Genomic DNA, 13,528 nt, shown 5'->3' on the forward strand with positions numbered 1-13,528 from the left:
GGAATCGCTCGTCATAGGCGTCTATCTTGAAAATAGCCCCGGGCCCGCAGCTCATTTTCATCTTCTGATGGTGCTGCGCAAGCCGCATGGGGGTCTATCTTGAAAATAGCGCCGGGCCCGCGGCCCATTTTCACCATCTGATGGTGCCGCGCCAGTGGCATGGGCGTCTATCTTGAAAATGTGGCCGTATACGCCGACAAAATTTCAACACCGAAGGCGACCGCCGATGACGTAAGCATCGCTCGTCATAGGCGTCCACCCTTATCTTATCTCGCCAATACCGCCATACGCCCAAAAATCGCTCGCCAGCGCCTCTACGAACGCTTCCTGATGCACCTTGCGCCCAAGTCCAATCATCTCGGCCGGCAACGGCTCGTCCCACGATACGCGCAGCTTGGCGAGCTTCGCAAGCTCGCTGTCGTCGAAGAGCGGGCCAGGCGGCCTCGCTTGCGCCGCTGACAAATAAGTCTCGCTGTCGAAGCGCCATGGCACGAACCGGCCGGGAAAGCGGTCGGCCAACGTCTGTCCCATGGCCAGCCCCTTCACATCGAAGTCGCCGGAATACAGCAGCTTGCAATCGTCGCCCGAGGATGCGAGACAGCGTTCGATCCAGCGGATGGCCGCGGCGCTGGCCGGGCCGCTCGTGCAGATGAGCGCAGGAGGATCGACCGCGCCTGCGTCTGCGCCAGCGGAAACCGCGGCGGAAGGCGCCCTGTCCAGCACGGTTGAGAAAACGGCGGGATTCTCGACCACATATAGCCCTGAACAGCGCGGCAACCTCTCTGCCGCCTCCACCTGCCGAAGCGTCCATACATGAGGCAGCGCGGGCTCCCCGTCCCGCGGGATGTACCAATGCACGATCGACGACAGGTCGTCGTCCAAAATCCCGAAGCGGCGGTACATCTCCCGCAGCTTCAGCGTCTCGGAACCGTCTTCCGGGAACGCCGCCGCCTCATCGTATGCCGCCGTTTCGTTCCCTTCTTCCCGTCCGCTCTCTGCTGCTTCGCCTGCCGCCCCCTGTTCTTCTTCCGGCCCGGCACTTCGTTCCCGCAATACCGCCGCCAGCATCCGTCCCGCAGGCCGGTTCATATCGAGCGCATGCGCGTCGCCGGCGGCCTGTACGGCCAGGACGGGCAGGCGCACCGACTGCCGGAAGCCACGGACGTCATGATCGGCTGACGGCAGCAGCAAGTTCAGCGCGCGGACGACGATCTCGACAGCCTGCCGCGCCGACGCCGGATCCGTCTTATACAATTCCCGCAGCGTGCGACCGCCGGCCCCCTGCCCTGCTTCCAGACGGGCCAGCCATTCGTCCGCCTCCCGGCTGAGCGGCTGTCCGGCCGATTCCCGCACGGAACGGAACAGGCCGCGCCACCGGTCCTCCGCCAGCAGCCGGCGCTCTTCTCTCGTCAGCAGCGGAGCGCCTTCCAGCAGAAGATGCAGCCTGCGAATATTCATCGGAGCGAAGCCGGAGAGGCTCAGCTCCTCGTCGAATAAGGCCAGCGGTATTTTCGCCGTATCCCCGGGCCTGCAGTTCCAGCCGAAAAACGAGTTAAGCGCCTCGCTCTCCGCTTCCGTCAGCTGCTCCACCACCGCATGGCCGCCGCTTCGCCCAAGACTTGCACATTTGCGCCAAACCGCCCGCAAAATGCGCCGCCAGGCCGGCTTTTCGAAATAGGCCCGAGCCCGGCTGTCCGACCGCGGCTCGCCTTGCCGCTCCTGCATCATGAGGCTGAGGCGCCGCCTTCGCTTACATACTCTTTGATCCGCCCGTTCCAGCGGTAATGGAACAAGGTCACGAAGTCGACATCTTTCGGGCGATAAATTTCGTAAATCGCGAGCTTGGGCACAGTATCGTAGCAGCCCCACAGCACCTGGGAAGTCATCATGTAATCGAAGCCCATCTCCGTCAGCAGCTGGAACATATCGCGCATGTTCTCCTCGTCGACGCCGGCGAACGCTTCATCCAGCGAGATAAGCCGCGGCGCATCGGGCCGGGCATCGGAGTAGCGCGACCACGTCGCGGCGAACAACGGAATGTACATTGCCATTGCCTTCTCCCCGCCGCTGAGCACATTGAACCGCGAGTCGGTGAGCGGCCGGTAGCCGGTCTGCTCCCCTTTGCGATATTTCAATTCGAATTGGAACCAGTTCCGGTAGTCCAGCACCTCGTACAAATGTTTGCGCAGCGACTCCCGCTCGCTCTGGGCGCTTTGCTTGGCATAGCTGATCTGATAGCGGAAATGGCGGATCATCGCATCGATCTCATCCTCGCGCAGCCTGTGCGAATCCCGCTTCAGCAGCTCGACGAGCGCCGCCGTATCCAGCTGCTGCTCGTTGTGCGCCGCCTTCGGCTCCCAATCGAGCTTGAGGCGCAAGCCGCTGGATGTATTGCGCTCCTCCATCAAGCGGTTCATATGCTTCACCCAGCTCTCCGCGCGGTGAATGCGCTGGCGGATCGCCTTCCCGACGCTGCGGAGAATGATCTCTTCGTACAGCTCCCGATCCTTCTCGCTCAGCAGCGCGCTCTGCTCCTGTTCGTCCCGCGCCAGCTCCTCGATGACGACGAGCGGCGGCTGGGGATGGGTCCGGTCGCGTTTGGACAAGACAATAATTCGCCCCGTCTCCTCCTCGATATCCGACTCCAGCACATATTCGGTCAAAATGCTGCGCACCGCGTTAAACTGCTCCCACAGCGTATTTTTCACCGTGTCGGCGTTCCTGCCGCTAAATTGCGCTTCATACTTGCTGCGGATGTCCGACGCGAGACGAACTGCCGCCTGGCGATCGCCGCCCGGAGAAGGCGCCTCCTTCCAGTCCGCCAGCAGCTTGCGGTTCAGCTCCCGCTCCCACAGCCGGATCGCCTGCTCCAGCTGGGAGGCTAGCGCCTCCTCCTGCTCCTGGTACACCTCCGCATTGGCGCGCGCTCGCTCCGCGGCGGCTCTGGCATCGGCCAGGCGGGCGTCCGCCGCCTTCTTGTCGATGCCCCATTGGCGACACTGCTGCTTCAGACTCTCAATCGTCCGGGACACGTCGGCAAGGCCGAGCTCGTCCATCAGCTTGCGCAGCGTGTTCGCCTGCGCCTCCAGCGCGCGGCGCCGCTCGTCCAGCTCATCCAGCAGCTGCTCGTCATCCTCGATCGCATCTTCGAGCGACTGCCGCTCCGCCTCCAGCCGCGCGATCCGCTCTGCCGCGTCGCGGCTTCTGCTCCAGGCCGAATGCAGCTCGCCGATCAGCGAGTCGTACTCCCCTGCCTGCGCAGCCGCCTCCTGCAGCGCATCCTCCCGCTTCAGCCGCGTCCAGGCCGCCGTCAGCTCGCTCAGCTGCCGCTGCAGCTCGCGCCACTGCGCCGTCCGCTGCTTGAAGCGCTCCAGCACCCGGTTCTCCTGCTCCAGGGAAGCCTTCAGCCGGTAAGAAGCCTCCAGCAGCGCCTGCAGCGGCTCTTCCAGAAGGCCGCAGGACGGGAACGCCTCCGCTTCGGCCTGCAGCCGCTTCTCCCGCTCGACAGTCGCTTCGATCAAAGCGTCGACTTCCCGCATCCGTTCCGCCAACGCTTCAATCTCTCGCTGCAGCCTGGCGATTTCCAGCTGCCTTGTCCGCTTGCGCGTCTCTCTGCCGATATACTCCGCCCGCGTCTTGGCCGAAGTCGCCCCGGCCAGCGGGCCGAGCCTAAACTCCCCGGAGCCGGACAGCACCGCGGCATGCGGCTCGAATCCGCGCAGGCTGCCGTCCTCCACCCACAGGAACGTCCTCAGCACAGCTTCAATCTGCCCGGCGTTCAGCCCGCTGTCCTCGGGCGGGGAAGGCACGAGCACATCCGCCAGCGTGTACCCCAGCTCATGCGGCTGCGGAGCAATCCACATCTCCTCCTGGCCGTCCGCGATCGTCCCGACCATTCCGTCCGGCGAAATCCAGGCGTCGAGCAGGCCGGCCCGCTCCAGTGCATCCTCGATCCGCGCTTTCCGCGCCTCATCCACATGCTGCCGGAAATCGCACACGGCGTACAGGGGAGCGCCGCTTCCCTTCGGCCGCTGCGAGCGGCCCTGCGCCCGCGCCTCCGTCCGGGGCGGCTCCGGCTCGCGGCTTTCCTCCCACGCCCGCTTCTCCTCCAGCAGCTGCTCCTTCCTGCCCGCGAGCTCCTCCCGGTCGCGGCTCAGCCGCAGGCGCTCTCCCGCGAGCTGCTCCCGCTTGCCGGCGGCGGCTTTCATCATCGGGGCACGAATCGGCTCCACCGAGCGCGCATCCGGGCCGAAAGCGGTCACCGCCGCGAACGCCGCCCGCACGTCTTCGTCGCCGAACGGCAGCTCGCTCAGCGACTCCCGCCACGAGACGATCGCTTCGCGCAGCGCGTCCTTGCCGGCTTCCAGCCGTCTCTCCTGCTCGCCGCGCTCCCGTTCCTGCTCGTCGCGCAGCCTGCGCGCTTCGCCGAGCTCCTCTTCCAGCGCCTTGACGGCGCGGTCCGCCTCCCGTTCCTCGCGCGCCTTGCCAAGCGCCGCCTGCAGCTGCTCGCGGTGCCGCTTCAGGTCTCTTTTCCAAGGGCCGCGCCAATCCTCACGATCCGGCTCGTCCTGGTCCCAGTAGCGGTGATACACCGGATGCTCGGCGAACTCGATCTCCTGCGCGATCGCCTCCAGCTCATGCAGCAGCTCCCGCTGCTCCGACAGGCATTGCTGCCGCCGGTACGCGGCATCCTCCAGCTCGCGGGCCGTGCCTTCCCATTTGATCCGATTCCGGTCCATCCTCTCGCGCGCCAGCGCCTCGTGCTTCTTCGTCTCCTCCAGCGCGGACACGGCCGCTTCCAGCTCGCGCTGCTTGCCGACCGCTTCGTGATGGTTCAGCACATCCAGCTCGGCCGTCGCCCGGGCGATGTCCGCTTCGATCCTGCCGATCTCCTCCGCCGCCGCTTGGCGCTCCTGCTCCGCCTGCTCCAGGCTCGCTTGAAACTGCGCCGTCTTCCGGCTGACGGCCCGGTAGGCCTCATGGCGGTCGAGCACCTGCACGGAGGCGTCGTAAAGCGTTCTTTTATTGTACCGGTCATAAGCCTCCTGCAGCTTGCCCATTTCCTTCAGATGCAGTTTGAGCTCATCCAAACGATCGGCGATCTGGTCCATATCCTCCAGCACCTCGGACAATGGACGCAGATCGTCCTCCTGCAGCGGCGGAAGCGCGCCGTGCAGAATTTCGTAGATCGCCGTCGGCTTGAAGTCCTTGGACAGCTTCGGGCTGCGCAGTTGGATCATCAGGTGCAGCAAGTCCTGATAAGCTTCCGCATCGGCAAACCCGAACAATTGCTTGTTGACCATATCCCGATAAGAGGCCTGGTCCTGCACAACTTGTCCGCCGGCGCCGATCGCCCGCTCCAGCTCCTGTCGGCTGAGAGGCACCCGGGTCTCGTGCTCGATCCAGTGGTTCCGGTCGTACAGCCAAAAATCGCGGCCGATCCGCCGGCCGTCGTCGAGCAGAAAGCCCCAGAACTGCACCTGCTGCGCACCCCTTCTAGCCCGCAAGCCGATGCCGATCGTTTTGCTCAAGCCTTTCTCCGGTTGTACGAATTCCATCCACAAATAGCCGGTCACATCGGTCTTCCCGCTGTCCGTCTCGCCAAGCAAATAATATTCGATTCTGCGGTCGCGCGAGCCGAACGGGTCGAGCCGATGCGGGCGCTTGTCGCCGTCGAGCACGAGCGGCAGGAAGCTCTGCATCGTGACCGACTTGCCGGAACCGTTAGCCCCGCGCAAAATAATGCGCCCGTCCTCCAGCTCGAACACTTCTTCGTCGTAATACCAAAAATTCAAAATTCCGACGCGCCCCAAGCGCCATCGTCCGGTTTGCCCCTTCTGCGCGGCTTCCGTACCCATTTGCATCACCATGTATACACCAACCTCCCCGAGCCGGCTTTCCCGCCGATTAACGGTCGAAACGATTCCGCTCCTACATGTTGCGGTATCCAGACGCTGAATATTCCATACCGCAGGCGACGACTGATGACGACAGGAATTGTTCGTCATAGGCGTCTATCCAAAATCCGCACTTGCATACTCCGCATTCCATCTGGCGACAACCGGCGAGATCAGAAAATGATTCGCATCCTCCCATTCGCCGAGCTGCCATTCCTCCAGATGAGTCGTCACAAGCTCGGCCAATTGAGCCGATGACGAAGTCCTGAGCTCCTTGCTCCAATACTCTTTGTGCCGCTCCTGCAGCCGCAGCAAGAGCCCTTCCAGCTCCGACCGCTCCAGCCGGATGGAGCCGTCGTCCTCGACATATCTTCCTGTCCCCTCAAGGTACAGCTCGCGCCGCAGCTCTCCCGCCAGCAGCAGCACCAGATCGGAGGCGCCGGAAAGCGTCGGGAACAGCTCGCCTTCGCCGGTCAGCTCCGGATGGAAGAACAACAGCCCTTCCCGGTAACGGCGGCCCTCCAGCCCGAGCATTCGTCCCAAATGGTCCATGATGGAGCGGCGCTGCGTCAGTACATAAGGCAGCAGCTCCGGGTCCCAATGCCGGTCAAGCACGGCAGGCTCAAGCAGGAGTCGCCGATACACGCGATGCCGCCTGCGCATGTTCTGCCCTTCCGGCGTATCCGGGTACAGCAGCGGATCGGTCAGCTCCTCCATCGTGCCGTAAGTCGTCAAGTCCTGCGGAAACCGGCGCAGCACATATCTCGAATGGGGCGAGCATTCATACAGGGCGTTCTTGTCCTCGCTCTGCGCCCAATCGCTTTCGTCGCCGTCGATCAGAATGAGCACGCCGAGCGCGGCCAGCTTCTTCAAGGCGCGGGCCATCGACAGCCGATGGTGGTAATGGCGCCAATCCGCCTCCAGGCCGCCGGCCGCCATCTGTTCCCGCACCTCCTCGACCAGATCCGATAGCAGGAACTGGTCCATCTCCGTCTTGCCCTCCAGAAACCATAACGCATAGGTGAAAAACACGTAGTCCCGAACCTCGCGAAATTCAGGAAAGCCCATCCATGCTTGCGGCACGGCGGGCGTCCTCTCCAGCTTCGCCAAACTGCGCGTGACGATCAGCGCGAAGCCGGCCTGCTCCATGAACCAATCGCGCAATTCCTCATAATGATCCTTGATGGAGAAATACATCTCCTTGTCTTCTTCCTTCAGAATCCAGGGCCGGTTAAGCAGCGCATGGACGCACGCCTGCTTGCGCTCCAGCACCTGCGCCGACGTTGCCTCCGAACGGAGCGCACGCCTTGCCCTATGAACGGCCGTTCCCGCATTCCCGCTCATATGCTGCCTCCCTCCGACGCCGCCGCCACTTCTCTGGCCGCATCCGTCAAGGCAAAGACCAGCTCATAATCAGGCATATGCATCTCTCCGTCTTCCGATACAAGCACCGCGCGCTGCTTCGTATTCGCGTTGACCAGCGATATCCGCACGCCCTCCGGCGTCACGAACGTATGCTTCGGCGCAGCGCTGCAGCGCCCGATCCATTGCAGCAATCGAAGCCGGGTCTTCGCGGTGACCGTCCCCAGCTCCGATATACGCAGCATCCCCCGCTCCACGAGCGCGCGCACCGCCTCCCATTCCTCTGCCTGCCGCTTCAGGAAAAGCTCCCGCTCCCGGCGTTTGCGCGCTTCATTCTCCGGAATGGGCTCCGTCTCCTGCCTTCCTGTCCGCTTGCGGCTGCGGGAGCGAAGCGTGCGAACAGTCGGACTCTCGTCCCACATCGATTGATCTGCCCGGTCGGACTCGCGCAAATCCTCGCCCTGCAGATGACGGGTTCGAAACAGGCCGAACGTAAGCCCCGCCAGCCGGTGGGCGTCATCCAGCTTGTCCAGCCGGGCGAACCATTGGCCCAAGTATTCCAGCTCCTTCCGGCGGTTCGTTCCCGAGCGCTTGCGCTCCTGCATCCGGATGACGCTCCGCACAATGCGGGCGATGGCGTCCTTCGTCGCCCGTTCCAGCAAGGTCAATTCGGACGGCGACGTGCCGTCGCCCAGAAACCACCGCTGCAGGTTGGCCCATCCCTGCTGCAGCTCCGCCAGCAACTCTTCCCGGGACGGAGCTTCCTCCAGCCTGGGCTTGTCCAGCTCTGCCGCAACGACCTGCTCGAGAAATCCGCTTACGACGCCTGCGCCGATTTTCTCCAAATTGCCTTCGATCTTATAGGCGCTTCGCTGCAAAGCCTGAATGAAGTTTTGCAGATAATTCGTCAGCCTGTCCTTGAAAATAAGAAACGATTCCGTCACCATCATCTCTTCCGCTTTGGCCGTCTGCAGGCTGGCGATATAGTCGGCGGCGTTTTCGTGCAAGCGCTTGAACGCGTCGTAGAGCGACGTCCACAGCTCCAGCGCGGCCTCGGGCGTCATTTCTCCCGCCGTCCTGCGAATCTCGAACAATTTATCCGCAATCGTGTCGAACAAAGTCGATTCCAACGAACCGCCGTACCCGGTTACCTTCTCCAGCGTCTCCAGCAGCCGCTCGATCTCGATCGAATAGGGCCTGAGCAAATACTGCATCTTTTTCTTCATATATTCCTCGAGCGTTGCCGCCCGTCCCCCGTCATGCCGGGAAGCCAGATTGCCCCATTCCTCCAGCTGCTCCAGATCCCCCACGCATTGCTCGATCGTATAATCGGGCACAGCCCCCCATGCCATCACGCCGGCATACACGTCTTCGGGCTTCAGCCAATAATTGAGCCGCTTGTATTCCTGATAGAAAAAGCGCATGATCGCGCGATATCTCACTACGTTGTCCGCATTGACATATTTCAGCTCAGGAACGCTGCGCAGCGCCTGAACGTTCAGCGATGATTCCATTGTCTCGCTCCTTCGCAGTGTCTCCTTCTCTCCATTCTAAATTAGAAAAGGCGACCTTACAATCAATTGCCGTATTTTTACTGGGCGAAGCGGCGGGTTTAATGGAGCATGGAGGGGAAGCGGCGAGATTTCGCCAGGCTTGTGGATCTGATACCGCAGGAGAGAGGGGTTGCCCTGTCACGTTAAATGATGGCATGTCCAACCAAAACCAGTGTGCCGGCCGCAACGCTGCCAACGTTACGGCCGGCACAAATGCCCGCTTTAGGAGCGGCTGGGCTGACAAGGTACGGGATAGATCCTGCACCTTGCCAGGAGGCCGGTCTATTTTTTTATAATGGAAAGCTTCAGCCTGCTTCGTTCGGCGCCGGCTCCCGCAGTGCCCCGAGTTCCTCGGCTAGCCGCTCGATATCCTCCCGAGTAACCGATGTGACGATCGCCTGCTCCCTTTCCAGCGCCTTGACGATCTGCTCGCGCGCTTCTTCCGTTTGTCCCAATCGCTGCAGCGTCAGCGCATAATAGTAGTACGATTCTGCATACTTTGGAGCTTTTTCCATCGCCCTGGCGTACATGTCGCGGGCTTCCTCCAGCCGGCCGAGCAGGAAGTAGTTTTGCGCCAGGTTATCCAGAATTGTCACATCGCTGTCGTTGAAGGCGTACGCCTCCTGATTGAACGCCAGAGCTTGTTCCAATTGCTTGCCTTGCAGCAGCTTGAAATAGCCGAGATTGCCGTATACGGTTGTGTTTTTGAATTCCCCGTACAAGTCTTCCAACAGGCGCAGCGCTTCCTCCGGCTTGTTCTGCAGCCATTGCACCGTCGCCTTGTTCAGCATCGCCTGCATGCGAATGTCTTTGGCCGGCTTCCCGGCCAGCACCTCGTTCAGCACCTGATCGGCCTTTACCGTATCGCCCGACTGGATCAGCATGAAAGCGTAGCTGATCTTATGCTGCGGATGATTCGGCTTGGTGCGGTATGCCTTCTCCATCCAGGCAAGCGCACCTTCCTTGTCGCCCTGCGAGTAGGCGACATTCCCCTTCTGCGCATAGAACGCCGCACGGTTCAAATAGATCCCGTAGCAGGCGAGCAGCCCCATAGCCAGAAAACCGACGCTCCAATCAATGCGAAACGCGACTAACATAACGATAACGACGACAGCCAGCCGGATGATCCCCTTGATTTGCGACATCGACATTGTCTCCTTCTCTTTCTCTTCTATGTTATGCGAGTGTAAATAAACGGCTCTTGAATGTTATCGGCACAGCAGCCTCTGCGTTACAATATCCGAGAATATTTCCATCCCGTCCGCGGCGGCAATATGGATGACATCGGCAAATGCCGCGCTTTGCGGCAAGACAGCAGGCAGCATGTTCTCCCGCGCCAAAATATAATCCGGATTGAACACGACATCGGGCTGCCCTGCGAAAATCGCCGCATAAAAAATGCCCGACTCCACCAAGTCCTGAAAAAAATGGCTGCCGTATGACAACTCGGGCATCATGCCCGCTTCCAGCGAGGCCACCTCGCAGATGACCGCCATATGGCACAGCTCCGTAAAATGAACCGGCACCCCAAGCGACGGCGTCGTCGTTCCCCAGCGGCCCGGACCGATCAGCAGGACGCTTTTCCCCTTGAGCGCCGCGTTGATCGCCCCGATCTGCCTGGCCACCGCGTATTTGCCCTGCTCGCTGCGCTCCAGATAAGGTTGCGGCCGAACGTAGACGACGTAATCGATCGGCAGCCGCACGTTGCCGCCCATAAAGTTGCCGTTTGTCTGGAAGAAGCAGTCCTTCGCCTCCTTCAGCACCGGCACCTCGACCGGCTTGCCCAGCCCTCTCGTCTGCAGCGGCCGGCATTGCAGCAGGTTGACCTTGAAGCTGCCGTCCGGCGCGAAATTGGCCGTAAACTCGATGTCCACCGGATAATCGTACGCCTGCGCCAGCAGGGCGAGCATCTCCCGCATCAGGCCGGGGAATGCCGTCGACTTCAGCAGCTTGCGAAAATCGAGCAAATACGGCGTTCCGGCATCCGCATATCCGAGCTCACGCAGCCGCTGCGCGGTCTCGTAATCGATCGAGGCGAACAGCTCCCGGTCGGTTTTCAGATCGCATCGCAGCACGTGATTAAGCCTGCGGTCCGTCAGCCGATTGTCGCGGAGCGAGATCACATCGACGATGCGCTGGGAATATTTGAGCGCCTCCTCTGCATGCATGGGCGGCTGGCGCAGCGGGTTGTCCAGGGACACGATGCGCGCGTAATCCCCGACCGTCCGGTCGACCGCCCTCGTCCCCAGGCCGAACACGAGCCGCAGCATGCCGGCATCCGCATCGACGCTTCGGTCCCAGACGTAAAGGTTGGAGGAATTGCCGACGCCGGCCAGATGCGGGAAGAAATCGTCCCCGTAATGATCCCCGGACACCCGCTGCACCAGGATCGCCATCTGCTCGTCCCGGTCAAACAGCCCCCGGTTCATCCGGTACTGCAGCGCGTCCTCGTTCATCGTGCTGGCGTACACAGTGCGGATCGCCTGCTCCAGCGCCTCGTAGCGCTCCTCCGGCGTACCTTGACCCGCGCAAAATACGCTGTCGTATTTTCCGGCGAAGGCGTTGCCGAAGTTGTCTTCCAAGAGCGAGCTGGAGCGCACGATGATCGGGGATTGGCCGAAATATTCCAGCATCCGCATGAACTGCTCCTGGATATTTTCCGGGAACGTCCCGCGCAGCAGGTTTTCTCTCAGCTCAGGGGCATAGCGGAAATAGCCTTCTTTCGTCTTCTGCTTCGTGCGCAGCTTCCACCAGCCGTTCTGGACGATGTAGGTGTAGTACACATCCGCCCCCAGGTAGAACGAATCATGGGGCTCGAGATATGGCGCGAAGCGCCCCTTGCCGTCGCGCTCGAGGATTTTGCGGGCAAGCAGCATCCCGACGCTTTTGCCGCCGATGAAGCCGGTCCCGACCTCGCGCGAAGCGATGGCCAAAATATCCTCCAGCGTAAAGTACCGGTCGCACAGCTCGAACATTCTCGACTCGTGGCCGATCAGCATCGTCATCAGACGCCGCTTCGTCGCCTCCCGCTGCTCCGGCTCCTGCGCCAGCGCCTCGCGGGCTTGCCGGAACATCACATTCCAGTAATCGAGCCGCTCCTCGCCGCGGTGAATCGAGGAGAAAAGCTCGGCCGATTCGGCGCTGGCCGTAATGCTGATCGCCTCCTGCCCACGGATCAGGTGCGGGAAGAACATGGTCGGCGAATAGCGGTTGCACACCTTCAGCGGATGAATATAGTCGTTATCCCCGATATGATACAAGTCGAGCAGCAGCTGCGTCGTCTCGCGGATGCCGGCGATCGTGCTGTACGTGTGCGCATTGCGGATAATCGCGAAGTAAGCGATCGTATCGAGCTCATAGAGGAACGGGCAGGCCACCTTGAAAAAATTCCCGATCATCAGATCGGAATGCCAATGCTCCAGCAGATCGGTCAGGCAGTCAAACACATAGAACGTCCGCTTTCCTTCCCGTTCGATCAGACTGTGCACCGCGGTCGCAAAGCTTTCGAAGCCTTTGTCCGCGTCGAGCTGCACAACGTGAACGCCTGCGTCCGGGCCTCCCTCGAGGACCGGCTCATGCCGCCCGAACCGCACATAGACGAGCTTCCGCCCGTCCCGGATCGCCTGGGCCGCGAACGGCTCCGCCATCCGCTTGTAGTCCGCTACCGCATCGACCTGCCAGACAACGTTATCCCCGAGCCGCAGCTTGTCGATCGCCTGATCGAAGCCCGTCATTCCCGTGCTTGCCTTGCCGCGTCCGTCCACGACCCGCACCTCCTGCGTTTTTGTCATCGATTGAAAAAAAAAAGGAAACAGACCTGCGCTTTCGATTGCGTTGCGTTGGTCTGGTCGTATGCCGTTGCAACCGCCAAGCTGCGCCTGGCCTATTCTTTAGTTATAGCAAAAATATGAACTGGCGTAAAATAGCGCAAACCCCTTAAGGAAAGCGTTACCTTCGGCAAGGTTATCGGGCAAACCTGCGTTTTGCGCAGGCAGGCTGCGACAGGCTGCAACGGCGATAGTCAGCCGGTGGTACGCGAACTCCGCGTTAGCGTCCGGGCTCCGGGGTTAGCGTTCGGACTCCGGGATTAGCGTTCGGGCTCCGGGATTAGCGCGCCCCTCCCCAGGCACATGAAGCGGCGTACGCGTTTGCCGCTGGCCTCGGAGCAGCGCAATGGGCGCACCCAGGCACGTGGGGCGACAATCACGCTTGCTGCAGACGCAGGATCAGCGCAATGGGCACACCCGGGCACATGAGGCGACAAATCCTGCAAAAAATGCAACATTTTCCGGCCTCTTCACCCCAGAAGAAGGAGAATGTTGTATTTTGTGTAGGCCTGTTGATTAACCACAAAATGGTAGAAAAAAGACTGCTCATAAAATGGTAGAAAAAAGACCGCTCATTCGGTATAGTGTTTGTACCCTTACAAAAACTTTACCGGAGAGTGAGACGGTCCTATGAACAATCGTACAACATTAGCCCCCATTCTGCAATCCGTATTGCCCAAAGAGGAACTAGAGCCCATGATTCAATCTCTAAGTTACGTGGATACCGCGCGAAAATTTACCGTTTACGATCTTTTTCTGTTTTTAGCCGAAGCCGCGATTCAGAAATGGGACGGCTACCGGGACGGGGAACAACGAATGACTGGTTGCGGATTGCGCAAAGTGGATCACTCCACGATCTCGAAAAAAGCGAAAGACGTTCCATTCGAAT

General features: G+C 61.0%; 6 protein-coding genes and 1 pseudogene. 1 reads left to right on the forward strand and 6 read right to left on the reverse strand.

Annotated elements, in window-relative coordinates; all coding sequences use genetic code 11:
• Positions 1-261: 261 nt before the first annotated feature.
• From F591_RS0120740 to F591_RS0120765, 6 genes are all read right to left on the reverse strand, one after another.
• Entirely contained in the window at positions 262-1,728 is a 1,467-nt protein-coding gene (locus tag F591_RS0120740; RefSeq protein ID WP_019536533.1) for a TIGR02679 domain-containing protein, read from the reverse strand.
• Complete coding sequence (locus F591_RS0120745; protein WP_019536534.1) at positions 1,725-5,870, reverse strand: TIGR02680 family protein; 4,146 nt, start codon at positions 5,868-5,870, stop codon at positions 1,725-1,727. Before F591_RS0120745 ends, F591_RS0120740 begins: the two co-directional genes overlap by 4 nt.
• A gap of 144 nt (positions 5,871-6,014) precedes the next feature.
• Entirely contained in the window at positions 6,015-7,241 is a 1,227-nt protein-coding gene (locus F591_RS0120750; protein WP_019536535.1) for a TIGR02678 family protein, read from the reverse strand.
• Positions 7,238-8,773 (reverse strand): TIGR02677 family protein, encoded by a 1,536-nt coding sequence (locus F591_RS0120755; protein WP_019536536.1) that lies wholly within the window; start codon positions 8,771-8,773, stop codon positions 7,238-7,240. Before F591_RS0120755 ends, F591_RS0120750 begins: the two co-directional genes overlap by 4 nt.
• A gap of 344 nt (positions 8,774-9,117) precedes the next feature.
• Entirely contained in the window at positions 9,118-9,957 is an 840-nt protein-coding gene (locus tag F591_RS0120760) for a tetratricopeptide repeat protein (RefSeq protein ID WP_019536537.1), read from the reverse strand.
• 63 nt (positions 9,958-10,020) lie between these two features.
• Positions 10,021-12,576: a PEP/pyruvate-binding domain-containing protein gene (locus F591_RS0120765; protein WP_019536538.1), complete on the reverse strand. Its 2,556-nt coding sequence runs from the start codon at positions 12,574-12,576 to the stop codon at positions 10,021-10,023.
• A 693-nt stretch (positions 12,577-13,269) separates the two neighbouring features.
• On the opposite strand from F591_RS0120765, the pseudogene F591_RS32405 reads away from it, so the two are divergent.
• Positions 13,270-13,528: pseudogene (locus F591_RS32405) on the forward strand (IS4 family transposase); the annotation flags it as partial.

Origin of the sequence: Paenibacillus ginsengihumi DSM 21568 (genome assembly GCF_000380965.1) — a bacterium.
GTDB lineage: Bacteria > Bacillota > Bacilli > Paenibacillales > NBRC-103111 > Paenibacillus_G > Paenibacillus_G ginsengihumi.